This is a genomic window from Bacillus salipaludis, assembly GCF_004358205.1.
The window spans coordinates 291,789-305,642 of the sequence record NZ_SMYO01000005.1; the positions used below are offsets into that span (position 1 = coordinate 291,789).

The following is a 13,854-nucleotide window of genomic DNA, read 5'->3' on the forward strand; positions in this document are numbered from 1 at the left end:
ACTTTTTGCGGACATTTTCTTTATTAAAAAATCAACCGGTGTTTGACATCAAATCAGGGACGAAAATCGGTGAAGTAAGTGATTTGTTTATCACAAGCAATGGAGTCGTAAAAGGTTTATTGGTCAAAAAAGGCGTTTTCAAACAAACCGTTTTTTTGGACATTCAGAACATTGCTTCCTTTGGGGCGGATGGTGTCATGATTGAAGATGCTGACCATTTAGAAAAGCTTAAAACACCTCCGGAATATACTTTTTCGCATCAACATCCCTTAAATGGGCACATGATTGTATCAAAGAGCGGAGATTCAATCGGCTTATTAAAGGATGTATATTTTCTGGAAGAATTGGGCACAATCGTAGGGTATGAAATTACGGATGGCTTCTTTTCAGAAATCACTGAGGGGAAACAGGTTATTCAATCCGAAAAGCCCCCGGCGATTGGAAGAGATGCCATCATCGTAGATGTTAACCAAACGTGAGGTGTCTTTTTCATGTTAAAGTGTCCCAATTGCCAGAGTAAGGATATCGGAAAAATTGGTATTAACCAATATTATTGCTGGAATTGTTTTATTGAATTGTCCCTTTCTAAAGGCATTATTAATACCCATCAAGTCGAGGAAGATGGGACTCTTAGTTCCTTAGATGATTTGTTTGAAGAAGAAGAGCGTCGTTACACCATTTAATTTTAATCAGCTAGCACCTGTTCGGAGAATTCCTATCTTAAAGAAGAGGTGATACGTATGAATAAAATGATGACGACTGTTGTTGCTTTTGGGGCGGGAATGGCAGCTTACAACTGGGCACAGCGAAACAATGTTATGTCAGCCCGCAATATGAAAAAAATGCAGAGGAAAGTTAAACGAACGATCTTTTAAACCAAAACCCCCTCCATTAGAGGGGGTTTTTAATGCATAATTCCTACCTCCCCCTCCAACACTAACCAAAAAGGGGTGAGTGGGTTGGATATTCGTATGAAATGGTATTACCGAATTGGGTTCTTGCTCCTTTTATTAGTGGCGATTTATTTGTTTTTTAAAATTCGTTTTGTCTGGCTGCCAATAGTAAAGGTTGTATTTTATATTTTATTACCTTTTCTAATAGCAGGTTTTATTACCTATCTGCTTCATCCGATTATAGAAAAGCTTCATGAAAAAGGACTTCACCGTGGCCTTGCAATATTCCTCATCTACTGCCTATTCTTTGGAGGTCTCGGCTATGCTTTATACAAGGGAATTCCAGCTTTTATCAATCAGTTAAAAGATCTATCGGAAAGTGCTCCACTTTTAGCGGAGCAATACCGTGGCTGGATTCATACTCTTCAATCCCATACACGGGAATGGCCGGATGGACTTCAAGGAAAAATGAATGACGGAATTGATGCATTTGAGGAAAAGTTAAATTCTTTGCTCACTATCATGGTCGAAATTCTCTTAAACTTTCTTAATTCTGCGTTAATCGTGATGATTATTCCATTTATCGCATTCTATATGTTAAAGGATTTCCCCTTAATTAAACGAGTGGTGTGGTATTTAACCCCTCGGAAATGGCGCAGACAGGGAAAACGTTTTTTAAGGGATGTAGACGATTCATTGGGGAGTTACATAAGGGGGCAGCTCCTTGTTTGTGTCATTATTGGCAGTGCTGCATCACTATTATTTTGGGTTTTTCATTTGCGTTACCCGCTCCTTTTAGGATTTATTGTTGGGATAACGGATGTCATCCCTTATTTTGGTCCTATTTTAGGTGCAGTTCCGGCAGTTATTATTGCCGCTACCCTTTCAGTAAAGCTTGTGATTGTTACAATCGTAATTATTTTAGTGCTACAATTTCTTGAAGGGAATATTCTTTCCCCTTATATTGTCGGAAGAAGTCTTCATATGCATCCGCTCCTCATTATGCTCGCCATCACGGCCGGTGGAGAAATTGGCGGTGTTATTGGGCTCATTTTGGCTGTCCCGGTACTTGTTGTCTTAAAGGTGGGAGCTAATCATGCAAAAAATCATTTTATCCAAAAAAATACGAAGGATTCCCCGTCCTAATTGACAAACAATTTTAGAGTGGCTATAATTCGTCATATAGTATGAATAAAAATGTATGTAACATGTTGAAGGATCGAGTATGTTGTAGACCATTTGTAACGCCTAAAGTGCGTGAAGAGAGGAGCTTCCAAGGCTGAAAGAAGCTCTAAATGAAGGATGACAGAAAGCTAATCCAGAGTGCAGCTAATCCCTGCCGTTTTGCCGCGTTAAGGCAGCTGAGAGATGAATACAGCTTTTGTATTCATAATCAGGGTGGTACCGCGAGTCAAGTCCTCGTCCCTGTTTTAGGGATGAGGGCTTTTTTGTATTTTTTTAAATATAGGCTGTGTTAAAGGTCAATGTTGATTTTTTAACCCTATTGATTGGAGCGGAAGGCACGAAGACTCCTCGAAAATGCTAACGCATTTTCTTCGTGCGTGGGCGGATTCAAGGAAGCAATTCAGTGTCCTGTGGGAGTACGGGGCAGGGGAGACCCCGCTTGGAGCAAAGCGACGAGGAGGCTCCCCGGACCGCCCACGAACCGCTTGTGCCTGAGAGCGGAAATCAACAGACAAGTTTAACACACCTAAATATATTAGGAGGTCTAAACAAATGAAAAATTTAACAGGCTCTGAAATCCGCAAAATGTTTTTAGACTTTTTTAAAGAAAAAGGTCATTCCGTTGAACCAAGTGCACCCCTTGTACCGATTGATGATCCATCGCTTCTTTGGATTAACAGCGGGGTTGCAACCTTAAAGAAGTATTTTGACGGCCGGGTCATTCCGGAAAATCCAAGGATTACAAATGCACAAAAATCAATCCGTACCAATGATATTGAAAATGTTGGTCAAACAGCCCGACACCATACATTTTTTGAAATGCTTGGGAATTTCTCCATCGGTGATTATTTCAAAGAAGAAGCGATTATTTGGGCATGGGAGTTTTTAACGGATCAAAAATGGATTAATTTTGATCCAGAATTGCTGTCCGTTACCATCCATCCGGAAGACGAAGAAGCATATGAAATTTGGAACAAAAAGATTGGGATTCCTGAGGAACGCATTATCCGCCTTGAAGGGAACTTCTGGGATATCGGTGAAGGCCCAAGCGGTCCAAACTCAGAGATATTTTATGACCGCGGTCCGGAATATGGTGATGACCCGGCAGATCCAGAGCTTTATCCTGGAGGAGAAAACGAACGATATCTTGAAGTATGGAACCTAGTATTTTCGCAATTTAACCATAATCCAGATGGAACCTACACGCCGCTGCCAAAGAAAAATATTGATACCGGCATGGGCTTAGAAAGAATGGCGTCTGTCGTTCAAAATGTTCCAACAAACTTTGATACGGATTTATTTATGCCAATTATTCGTGCAACAGAAGAAATTTCAGGCGAAAAATATGGTGCAGACAAGGAAAAAGATGTTGCCTTTAAGGTAATTGCCGATCATATTCGGACAGTTGCATTTGCTGTTGGTGATGGTGCATTGCCTTCTAATGAAGGTCGTGGTTATGTATTGCGCCGCTTGCTTCGCCGCGCGGTCCGTTATGCAAAACAAATCAATATAAACCGTCCGTTTATGTATGAACTTGTTTCTGTTGTAGGGGAAGTGATGCATGACTTCTATCCTCAAGTAAAGGAAAAATCAGAGTTTATTCAAAAGGTAATTAAAAATGAGGAAGAGCGTTTCCATGAAACACTTCATGAAGGCTTAGCGATTTTATCAAATGTCATTAAAAAAGAGAAGGAAAAGGGAAGCGACACGATTCCTGGAGCAGATGTTTTCCGACTGTATGACACATACGGATTCCCTGTTGAATTAACGGAGGAATATGCTTTAGAAGACGGGATGAAAATTGATCATGACGGGTTTGAAGAGGAAATGGAACAACAGCGCGAGCGTGCCCGCGCAGCTCGTCAAGATGTTGATTCCATGCAGGTTCAAGGCACTGTGCTTGGAAATCTGAAAGTCGAAAGCCAATTTATTGGCTATGGAAATCTTCAAACAAATGCTAAGGTTGTTGCGATTATTAAAGATGGTGAATTAGTCCAGGAAGCAGCAATTGGCGAAGAAATCCAGTTTATCCTGGATGCTACTCCGTTCTATGCAGAAAGCGGTGGACAAATTGCAGACCATGGTGTACTTCAGGCTGATGGTATTTCTGTAAAAATTAAAGATGTTCATAAGGCTCCAAATGGCCAAAACCTTCATAAGGCTGTGGTTGAAGCGGGAACCCTAAAAACCGGTCAAACGGTTACAGCTGTGGTTGACCAAGTAAACCGTGTGAAAATTACAAAGAACCATACGGCTACCCATTTACTTCATCAAGCATTAAAGGATGTACTTGGAACCCATGTTAACCAGGCAGGATCATTAGTTGAACCTGATCGGCTTCGTTTTGACTTTTCCCATTTTGGACAGGTAAAACCGGAAGAACTTGAGCAGGTTGAGCAAATTGTGAATGAAAAGATTTGGCGAAACATGGAGGTAGATATCAATTTAAAACCAATCGCTGAAGCAAAGGCAATGGGGGCGATGGCCCTATTTGGCGAAAAATACGGTGATATTGTCCGCGTGGTAAAAGTTGGTGATTACAGCCTCGAACTTTGCGGTGGCTGCCATGTTCCGAATACTTCCGTTATTGGTTTATTTAAGATTGTCTCAGAAGGCGGTATTGGTGCCGGGACAAGAAGAATTGAAGCGGTTACTGGTGAAGCGGCATACCTGCTTTTAAATGAACAGGTTGGATTGCTAAAAGAAGCAGCTGAAAAGTTAAAAACTAATCCAAAGGACATCGTATCTCGTATTGAGGGTCTTTCTGCCGAAATTAAGCAGCTGCATCGTGAAAATGAATCATTGGCAGCAAAGTTTGGAAACATTGAAGCAGGAAATCTTGTTTCCAGGGCAAAGGAAATTGATGGTGTTAACGTATTGTTTGCAAAGGTTCAGGCAGCTGATATGAATAACTTAAGGAATATGGCTGATGATTTGAAACAAAAACTTGGATCTGCTGTCATTCTTTTAGGAAGTGTTCATGAAGGAAAAGTGAATTTAATTTCTGCTGTTACAAAGGATTTAAATGAAAAGGGCTATCATGCCGGAAAATTGATAAAAGAAGTGGCAACACGATGCGGCGGCGGTGGCGGCGGTCGCCCTGATATGGCTCAGGCTGGCGGTAAGGATCCTGAAAAACTTGATTCTGCCCTGCAATTCGTCGAAGAATGGGTAAAATCCATTTGATAATGGGACAAAGTAGTGTAAAATGTAGGTAACTGAATTAAAAAGCTCCAGCGACTTATCCAGACACTGGAGCTAGATTAGACAATTTTCTCCTTATCACGAATGCGAGGTGCAATAAAATGAGCTCATTTGACAAAACGATGAGGTTCAGTTTTCCTGAAGAGCCTTTTGAACACGATGTAAACGATGTTCTTTTCCAAGTATACGAAGCCTTACAGGAAAAGGGGTACAATCCAATTAATCAAATTGTCGGCTACCTTTTATCCGGTGATCCTGCGTATATTCCAAGGCATCGGGATGCCCGCAACATTATTCGCAAGCTTGAACGGGACGAAATTATTGAGGAATTGGTTAAATCATATTTAAAACAACAGCGTGAGGTTTAATGAATGCGCATCATGGGATTGGATGTAGGCTCAAAAACAGTCGGGGTGGCCTTAAGTGACGAACTTGGCTGGACTGCACAGGGTTTAAAAACGCTCAAAATCAATGAAGAAAAGAACGAGTTTGGTTTTGATGAAATTGGTCAAATAATAAAAGAGAATCAAGTCAGCCAGGTTGTCATCGGACTCCCAAAAAATATGAACGGCACAATTGGTCCGCGCGGAGAAGCAAGTCAAAATTTTGCAGCGGAGCTTGAAAGACGCTTTGATGTTCCGACCGTTTTGTGGGACGAGCGGCTTTCCACCATGGCCGCCGAGCGCGTGCTTCTTGAAGCAGATGTAAGCCGGAAGAAACGGAAGAAAGTAATCGATAAAATGGCTGCAGTGATGATTTTACAAGGCTATCTAGATAGCAAAAATTAATGAGGTGAAAAAATGGATCACGGCGAAAACAATATTACAGTAGTAGATGAGAATGGAAATGAACAATTATGTGAAGTATTATTTACCTTCGATTCAGAAGAATTCGGTAAATCATATGTTCTTTATTACCCATTAGGTGCGGAGGAAGATGATGCAGATGATATCGAAATCCATGCTTCTGCCTTTATCCCGACTGAGGACGGGGAAGACGGCGAATTAATGCCAATCGAAACCGATGAAGAATGGGATATGATTGAAGAAATGCTCAATACCTTCCTTGAAGAACAAGAGGACGAAGAATAAATGTAAGAAAAATGACCTATTTTATAGGTCTTTTTTTTTGCCGAAAATCCTACTTTTTTCTGCAATTTCACTGAAAAATTGACATTTTTCGCTGCGTATGATGAAATTACTACGATATCTTATTATAATATTTTATTTATTATTGGTAATTTTGTGAACGTTTTACTGGCACAGGGGGGAGACTATTGGCAACTGAAAATAAAGGGCCAAATAAAGAAGCAATTAGAAAAAAATTATTGGAACATCAAAGTGAAGCAAAAATTGTCAGACGTATTGTCTTAATCATTTCGATCATCATTATTTTACTCATTGTTGTCATTGGCGGCGGCGGATATTTATACATTCAATCAGCACTCAAACCAGTGGATCCAAAGAGTAAAATATCAAAAAAGGTCGATATTCCAATCGGTTCATCTGTCACAGGAATAGCTGAAAGATTAGAGTCGAATGGAATTATTAAAAATGCAAAAGTATTTAAATACTATGTGAAATTAAAAAACGAGGGCGGATTTATGGCCGGAAATTATGAGCTAAGCCCTTCGATGGATATCCCGGAGATTGTCGGCCGTCTGAAAACAGGGAAGGTTCTCCAGCAGGCAGCCTTTAAGATTACCATTCCGGAAGGAAAGCAATTAAAAGAAATTGCCCATCTTATGGCAAAGGCAATCCATAAAAAAGATCAAGATGTGTTCAATCAATTAAATGATAAAAATTTTGTTAAAGGCATGATGGCGAAATACCCAATGTTATTAACAAATGAAATTCTAAATTACAATATCAAGTATCCACTTGAAGGATACTTGTACCCGGCAACCTATTCCTTTTATAAGAAAAATCCATCTGTCGAAGAAATAGTATCGGCGATGCTCGATAAAACAAAAACAGTATTATCGCAATATACAGCTGAAAGTGAAAAGAAAAAACTTTCAGTTCATCAACTGTTAACAATGGCATCGTTAATTGAAGAAGAGGCTACCGAAAAGGCAGACCGGAAAAAAATATCAAGTGTTTTTTATAATCGGCTAAAAAAGGGAATGCCCCTGCAGACGGACCCGACCGTGCTTTATGCACAGGGGAAACATAAGAAGAAAGTCTATTATGCAGATTTAGAAGTGAGTTCACCTTATAATACGTATAAAAATACCGGTTTACCTCCAGGTCCCATCTCGAATGCTGGGAAAATCTCCATAGAGGCCGCACTTCGCCCTGAAAAAACAGATTATTATTATTTTCTTGCTACAGCTGATGGGTCGGTTATTTTTACAAAAACACTTGCTGAGCACAATCAGGAAAAAGCCAAGCATATTTCCAATAAAAAATAGGTATAATTTAAGGGGGGAAATTAGCATTCCCCTTTTTTTTATGATAAAATAATTCAAGTGTTTTAATAAAGCAACCCATAGCGTTTCTGTGAACGCTATTTTTTCATGTCTAAAGAGAGCATTATGCTTTTATAGGATTGAGGTGAGTAGCTTGCATTACGAAAAGCTACATTCTTATATAGAAAATTTAATTTTGGATCGAATTCCATTGCTGCAGGAAATGGAAGAATTTGCAAAGAATCACCATGTCCCGATCATGGAACTGGCAGGAATCGAAGCGATGCTGCAACTTCTCAGGATACAGGATTCAAAAAAAATCCTCGAGGTTGGTACTGCGATTGGCTACTCGGCACTGCGCATGGCTTATACCTTACCCGATGCCAAAATTGCCACCATTGAACGAGATGAGGAGCGCTTTGCATTAGCAGAGGCCTTTATCAACCGTTCCGGAAAGAGTGAGCAAATTTCCCTTATTAAGGGGGATGCGCTGGAAGTCGAAGGCCTTGTGGCTGGCCATGCTCCATTTGATGCGATTTTCATTGATGCCGCAAAGGGCCAATATAAGAGGTTTTTTGATATTTATTCAAAGTTCCTTTCTTCAGGTGGAATGATTATCACGGATAATGTCCTATTTAAAGGACTTGTTTGTGAATCAGAAATCGAATCGAAACGAACAAGAAATCTTGTAAGAAAAATAGATGATTTTAATCGCTGGCTTATGGCCCATCCTGACTATGATACGATCATACTCCCTGTTGGTGATGGTGTGGCTATTAGTAAAAGAAGAGGTGAAAAAGAATGAAAAATCCAGAAATTTTAGTGACTCCTTTATCTGTAGAGGATATTCTGCCACTTGCAGAAGCCGGTGCAGATGCATTTGTAGTTGGAGAACAACGATATGGTTTGCGGTTAGCCGGTGAATTCAACCGTGAACAGGTTCAAAAAGCGATTGAACTTGCCCATTCTAAAGGAAAAAAAGTATATGTAGCCATGAATGCCATTTTTCATAATGAAAAAGTGGCGGAATTAAATGATTATATCCGTTTTGCTGAGGAGGCTAATGCGGATGCAATTATTTTCGGTGATCCTGCAGTATTATTGGCTGCTCGGGAAACTGCCCCAAACATGAAGTTACATTGGAGCACAGAGACAACCGGAACAAACTGGTATACCTGTAATTATTGGGGGAGAAAGGGCGCAAACCGGGCCGTTCTCGCACGTGAAGTAAATATGGATGCAATCGTTGAAATCAAGGAAAAAGCGGAAGTGGAAATTGAAGTTCTTGTTCATGGAATGAGCTGCATGTTCCAATCGAAGCGTTCCTTACTTGGTAACTATTATGAGTACCAAGGAAAAGTCATGGAAATCGAAAATCGTAAAATGCAAAAGAATATGTTCCTGCATGACAAAGAACGTGAAAATAAATATCCGATTTTTGAGGATGAAAACGGTACGCATATTATGAGTCCAAATGATATTTGTATCATTGATGAATTGCAGGATATGTTAGAGGCTGGCGTCGATTCTTTTAAAATTGACGGAATTCTGAAAAGCTCTGAATATATCCTTGAAGTGACAAAGGCATATCGAGAAGCCATTGATTTATATTTTAAAGATGAAGAGCTTTATGAAGATAAAAAAGAAGAATTATTAGCGGCCATTGAAGAAATTCAACCGCCTAATCGTCCTTTAGATACAGGGTTCTTTTTCAAAGAAACGGTTTATTAAAAGGAGGGAAATTGAATATGAGTATTGTTAAAGATAAAATATCAGAGATTATTGATGGTAAGCGCGTGATTGTTAAAAAACCCGAGCTGCTTGCACCTGCAGGAAATCTTGAAAAATTAAAAATCGCTGTTCAATATGGGGCTGACGCCGTATTTATCGGTGGCCAGGAATACGGCCTCCGCTCGAATGCCGATAACTTTACATTTGAGGAAATGAAAGAGGGCGTGGAATTTGCTAAAAAGTATGACGCAAAAATCTACGTAACCACTAATATTTATGCCCATAATGAAAATATTGATGGATTAGAAGAATATTTAATGGGCTTAAAAGAAGCTGGTGTAGCCGGAATTATCGTAGCAGACCCGTTGATTATTGAAACATGTAAAAGAGTGGCACCGGGTATTGAAATCCATCTTAGTACGCAACAATCTCTTTCTAACTGGAAAGCTGTCCAATTTTGGAAGGAAGAAGGCTTGGAGCGGGTGGTATTAGCACGCGAAACAAGTGCGGAAGAGATTAAAGAAATGAAAGAAAAAGTGGATATCGAAATTGAAACCTTTATCCATGGCGCCATGTGTATTGCCTATTCAGGACGTTGTACGTTAAGTAATCATATGACAGCACGGGATTCCAACCGCGGCGGCTGCTGTCAATCATGCCGCTGGGATTATGATTTATATCAACTCGAAGGCGAACAAACGGAAGCTCCGCAATTTGCTGAGAATGATGCGCCATTTGCGATGAGTCCGAAAGACCTAAATTTGATCAAAGCCATACCGCAAATGATTGAAATAGGAATCGACAGCTTGAAAATTGAAGGACGGATGAAATCGATTCACTATATTGCCACAGTTGTTAGTGTATATCGTAAAGTCATCGATGCCTACTGTGCAGATCCTGAGAATTTTGTCATCAAGCGTGAATGGTTAGAAGAGCTTGATAAATGCGCAAACCGTGAAACGGCACCGGCATTTTTTGAAGGCGTTCCAGGGTATAAAGAGCAAATGTTTGGTAATCATAGCAAGAAGACAACGTTTGAATTTGTCGGCCTTGTGTTGGATTATAACGAGGAGACGCAAATGGTTACCCTTCAGCAGCGTAATCATTTTAAACCGGGAGATGAAGTCGAATTCTTCGGTCCGGAAGTTCAAAACTTTACGCATGTCATTGATAAAATATGGGATGAAAAGGGTCAAGAGTTGGATGCTGCAAGACATCCGCTTCAAATTGTACAATTTAAATTGGACAAACCGGTTTACCCTAACAACATGATGCGAAAGGAGAACTAAAATGCGCAAACCGGTTGTTATTGGTGTAACCGGCGGCTCCGGCTCCGGAAAAACCAGTGTAACAAAAGCTATTTACGATAGCTTTAAAGGACATTCCATCCTTATGCTTGAGCAGGATTATTACTATAAGGATCAAAGCGAGCTCCCTTTTGAGGAACGGCTGAAAACGAATTATGATCATCCGCTTGCATTTGATAATGATTTGCTAATTGACCATATTGAAAGGCTTTTGCGCTATGAACCGATTGAAAAGCCAGTATATGATTACGCGCTTCATACCCGTTCAGATAAAATTATTCCTGTTGAACCAAAAGATGTTATAATCTTAGAAGGAATCATGGTTCTCGAGGACGAACGTCTTCGGAATTTAATGGATATTAAACTCTACGTGGATACTGATGCCGATTTAAGAATTATCCGCCGAATGCAGCGTGATATTAAAGAACGGGGCCGGACATTGGATTCAGTCATTGATCAATATGTGAACGTTGTACGGCCTATGCATAATCAATTTATCGAACCTTCGAAACGGTATGCGGATGTTATTATTCCTGAAGGCGGACACAATCATGTAGCAATTGATTTAATGGTCACAAAAATTCAAACAATTCTTGAACAAAAGTCATTTTTATGAAACAATAACAAATAATAGCCTAATTGATTCCAATTTGGAAAAATATTATTGCGGCGCGCCCTGATAAAAGGACGCGCTCCTATGCATTTACAAAAGATGCATACAACCTACATATATCTCAAACACAATCTTTTGGGGGATTGTGATACTAGAAGGAGTGAGAAGTTTTGGCAGCAGAAAAAGTATTTCCAATGACACAGGCTGGTAAAGAAAAACTTGAACAGGAACTTGAATACCTAAAATCCGTTAAGCGGAAAGAGGTAGTGGAGCGGATTAAAATTGCCAGAAGTTTTGGTGACTTATCTGAGAACTCTGAGTATGATTCAGCGAAAGAAGAGCAAGCATTTGTCGAAGGCCGTATTACCACATTAGAAAACATGATTCGAAATGCAAAGATCATCGAAGAAGGCGAAATGGCAAGTGATTCCGTAACCCTAGGAAGATCGGTAACATTTATTGAACTTCCTGATGGTGAAGAAGAAACCTATACGATTGTCGGCAGCGCCGAAGCAGATCCATTCGAAGGGAAAATCTCGAATGATTCACCAATCGCGAGAAGCCTTATAGGTAAAAAGGTTGGAGACGAAGTCTCTGTACAAACTCCAGGCGGCGAAATGAGCGTTAGAATTATTACCATTAAATAATAAAACAGAATAAATTGTTTGAAATTTCCAAACCTCGTCAAAACTTTTGACGAGGTGTTTTTTATGTGGAGAAGACGAGCAAAAGGATGGCTTTTCATCTGTATTTTCTTTTTAACGTTTTTATTATTCCGGCTTATGCAGATTCAATTAATGGATACAGAGTCTTTCTCCAAGCATCATATTAATTTGTTGGAGGAAAGCGTTAAACAGCGAACTCAGGAATTAGTGATTGACAATGGCAGAGGGGATTTTCTAGACCGGAATGGAAATATGCTGGCCTATAAAAAGGAATCAGTTCTTGTGCTTTTTCCTTTTTTAAAAAAAATGAATTGGGATGTTGAGAAGGTTTCGTCCATTACTGGTATTCCTCAAGAATCTCTTCAGCATGCGGTTGAAACAGCTAAAAAACCATTTGCCTATGGGAATCCAGAACCCTTGGAATTAACCCATTCACAGGTGGAAAGAATTAATGCACTGGAAATTCCAGGTGTCTTTGCGATTGATAAAAAGTTTGAAAGGGCAACTGTTCCCGCTGAGCAATTAATTGGTCTTACAGGTGAGAATCTAAAGGTAATGATGGAGCGTTATCCAAAAAAGGATCTTCCAAGGGAAACCTTAATCGGAGTGTCCGGCTTAGAGAAAAGCTTTGATGAATTTCTGCTTCCTGAAGGGAAATCAAAGCTTGTTTATCATGTTGATGGTGATGGTGCTCCGCTATTCGGGATAAATGTAAAGTATGTTGACCCTGCCAACCCGTTTTATCCTGTTAATGTAAAAACCACTATTGATAAAAAAATCCAGAAAAAGGCAGAAGAAATCGTCGATAAATATAAAATTAAAAAGGGCGGTTTAGTGCTTTTAGATATTAAAGATAACAGTATTTTAGCAATGGTATCCCGTCCTCATGTAAATAAACAGGATCCATACAATGGTTCAGGAGTCGCAAATCGAATGTTGAAGCAGCAAATTATGGGGTCCGTTTTTAAAACTGTGGTAGCTGCTGCTGCTATTGATCAAAATCTAGATAATCCGGCAAGGTTATTTAATTGCAGTAAGAAAATTAATGGTGAGCCTGAGGTGAAATATGATTACGGAGAATTGAATTTTTCCGAAAGCTTTGCCAGAAGCTGTAATCGTACTTTCGGTGAACTCGCAAAAGAATTACAGAAAATCGATCCAAGTCTATTAGAACAATACGCAGCTAAATTATCATTAATTGGCCCTGTTGGCTGGACGGGGGATGTCTATCATACGAACGATTTTAAACAGCTCGGTGAAGAGGAGAAAGGCCGGGTGTTTCTGTCTGATGCAGCTAGAAAGGACCCTAATTATGTTTCGATGTCCGGTATTGGCCAGCATGAGGTAAGATCCACCCCGTTAGCTGTTGCCAACATGATGGCCACTATTGCTAGAGGCGGTAAAAATGAAATGGTCAGGGCAGTGTCTAAGATTCAATATAAAAATGGGACAACAATGGTGAATTTTCCTCTGCAGGAATTGCCAGGTGATACGATTTCCCCTTATACCGCTATGAAATTGCAAAAATTGTTAAGGGAAGTTGTAATAAACCCAAATGGTACCGGAAAATGGTTTCAGGACCTGCGCTATGAGGTTGCCGGGAAATCAGGTACTGCTGAAACGGGTAAGTTTCAGGACGGAAAGCAGCTTCATAATAAATGGTTTGCAGGGTATTTTCCTTATGAGAGCCCTAAATATGCGCTGGTAGCTGTAAATTTAGATGTGTATGACAATGAGGGCGGGGTTAATTTATTATTTGCTGACATGGTCAAAATGCTTTATGCCTATGATCAGGAGAGTGAATAGTCTTTTCGATTGGTTTTGAGTGATATCTCTTCAAGTTCAC

Annotated in this window: 15 protein-coding genes; all 15 read left to right on the forward strand. The window is 39.9% G+C overall.

Annotated features, from left to right (window positions below):
• The first annotated feature begins 5 nt into the window (after positions 1–5).
• The 15 genes from E2K98_RS12025 (at position 6) to E2K98_RS12095 (ending at position 13,814) form a co-directional block, all read left to right on the forward strand.
• Positions 6–479 carry a PRC-barrel domain-containing protein gene (locus E2K98_RS12025; RefSeq protein ID WP_133334464.1) on the forward strand — a complete coding sequence of 158 codons (474 nt, stop codon included), beginning with the start codon at positions 6–8 and terminating at the stop codon, positions 477–479.
• Between the two features lie 12 nt (positions 480–491).
• On the forward strand, positions 492–683 hold the full coding sequence (locus E2K98_RS12030; RefSeq protein ID WP_026572354.1) for a hypothetical protein: 192 nt from the start codon (positions 492–494) through the stop codon (positions 681–683).
• A gap of 57 nt (positions 684–740) precedes the next feature.
• Positions 741–875, forward strand: coding sequence for a YrzQ family protein (locus E2K98_RS12035; protein ID WP_133334465.1), 135 nt, complete (start codon positions 741–743; stop codon positions 873–875).
• A gap of 84 nt (positions 876–959) precedes the next feature.
• Positions 960–2,039, forward strand: a complete 1,080-nt coding sequence (locus E2K98_RS12040) for an AI-2E family transporter (RefSeq protein WP_133334466.1) — start codon at positions 960–962, stop codon at positions 2,037–2,039.
• Positions 2,040–2,630: 591 nt separating this feature from the next.
• Positions 2,631–5,264, forward strand: a complete 2,634-nt coding sequence (gene alaS, locus E2K98_RS12045) for an alanine--tRNA ligase (protein WP_133334467.1) — start codon at positions 2,631–2,633, stop codon at positions 5,262–5,264.
• A gap of 119 nt (positions 5,265–5,383) precedes the next feature.
• Positions 5,384–5,650, forward strand: a complete 267-nt coding sequence (locus E2K98_RS12050; protein WP_026572357.1) for an IreB family regulatory phosphoprotein — start codon at positions 5,384–5,386, stop codon at positions 5,648–5,650.
• Between the two features lie 3 nt (positions 5,651–5,653).
• On the forward strand, positions 5,654–6,070 hold the full coding sequence (ruvX, locus tag E2K98_RS12055) for a Holliday junction resolvase RuvX (protein ID WP_133334468.1): 417 nt from the start codon (positions 5,654–5,656) through the stop codon (positions 6,068–6,070).
• 12 nt (positions 6,071–6,082) lie between these two features.
• Entirely contained in the window at positions 6,083–6,373 is a 291-nt protein-coding gene (locus tag E2K98_RS12060) for a DUF1292 domain-containing protein (RefSeq protein ID WP_026572359.1), read from the forward strand.
• A 185-nt stretch (positions 6,374–6,558) separates the two neighbouring features.
• Positions 6,559–7,695 (forward strand): endolytic transglycosylase MltG, encoded by a 1,137-nt coding sequence (gene mltG, locus E2K98_RS12065; RefSeq protein WP_133334469.1) that lies wholly within the window; start codon positions 6,559–6,561, stop codon positions 7,693–7,695.
• 151 nt (positions 7,696–7,846) lie between these two features.
• The gene (locus E2K98_RS12070) at positions 7,847–8,497 is read left to right on the forward strand and encodes an O-methyltransferase (RefSeq protein WP_133334470.1); all 651 of its coding nucleotides are present in this window, start codon (positions 7,847–7,849) and stop codon (positions 8,495–8,497) included.
• Positions 8,494–9,423 carry a peptidase U32 family protein gene (locus E2K98_RS12075; RefSeq protein ID WP_133334471.1) on the forward strand — a complete coding sequence of 310 codons (930 nt, stop codon included), beginning with the start codon at positions 8,494–8,496 and terminating at the stop codon, positions 9,421–9,423. Before E2K98_RS12070 ends, E2K98_RS12075 begins: the two co-directional genes overlap by 4 nt.
• A gap of 17 nt (positions 9,424–9,440) precedes the next feature.
• Positions 9,441–10,712, forward strand: coding sequence for a peptidase U32 family protein (locus E2K98_RS12080; RefSeq protein ID WP_133334472.1), 1,272 nt, complete (start codon positions 9,441–9,443; stop codon positions 10,710–10,712).
• Between the two features lies 1 nt (position 10,713).
• On the forward strand, positions 10,714–11,346 hold the full coding sequence (udk, locus tag E2K98_RS12085; protein WP_133334473.1) for a uridine kinase: 633 nt from the start codon (positions 10,714–10,716) through the stop codon (positions 11,344–11,346).
• Positions 11,347–11,513: 167 nt separating this feature from the next.
• Positions 11,514–11,990: a transcription elongation factor GreA gene (gene greA, locus E2K98_RS12090; RefSeq protein WP_133334474.1), complete on the forward strand. Its 477-nt coding sequence runs from the start codon at positions 11,514–11,516 to the stop codon at positions 11,988–11,990.
• 63 nt (positions 11,991–12,053) lie between these two features.
• Entirely contained in the window at positions 12,054–13,814 is a 1,761-nt protein-coding gene (locus tag E2K98_RS12095; protein WP_133334475.1) for a peptidoglycan D,D-transpeptidase FtsI family protein, read from the forward strand.
• Positions 13,815–13,854 lie beyond the last annotated feature (40 nt).

Excerpts from the sequence above, each read along its gene's own strand:
- E2K98_RS12030 (WP_026572354.1), top strand. The coding sequence starts at position 492 with ATGTTAAAGTGTCCCAATTGCCAGAGTAAGGATATCGGAAAAATTGGT.
- E2K98_RS12035 (WP_133334465.1), top strand. The coding sequence starts at position 741 with ATGAATAAAATGATGACGACTGTTGTTGCTTTTGGGGCGGGAATGGCA.
- alaS (WP_133334467.1), top strand. The coding sequence starts at position 2,631 with ATGAAAAATTTAACAGGCTCTGAAATCCGCAAAATGTTTTTAGACTTT.
- E2K98_RS12050 (WP_026572357.1), top strand. The coding sequence starts at position 5,384 with ATGAGCTCATTTGACAAAACGATGAGGTTCAGTTTTCCTGAAGAGCCT.
- ruvX (WP_133334468.1), top strand. The coding sequence starts at position 5,654 with ATGCGCATCATGGGATTGGATGTAGGCTCAAAAACAGTCGGGGTGGCC.
- E2K98_RS12060 (WP_026572359.1), top strand. The coding sequence starts at position 6,083 with ATGGATCACGGCGAAAACAATATTACAGTAGTAGATGAGAATGGAAAT.
- E2K98_RS12075 (WP_133334471.1), top strand. The coding sequence starts at position 8,494 with ATGAAAAATCCAGAAATTTTAGTGACTCCTTTATCTGTAGAGGATATT.
- E2K98_RS12080 (WP_133334472.1), top strand. The coding sequence starts at position 9,441 with ATGAGTATTGTTAAAGATAAAATATCAGAGATTATTGATGGTAAGCGC.
- udk (WP_133334473.1), top strand. The coding sequence starts at position 10,714 with ATGCGCAAACCGGTTGTTATTGGTGTAACCGGCGGCTCCGGCTCCGGA.
- E2K98_RS12095 (WP_133334475.1), top strand. The coding sequence starts at position 12,054 with ATGTGGAGAAGACGAGCAAAAGGATGGCTTTTCATCTGTATTTTCTTT.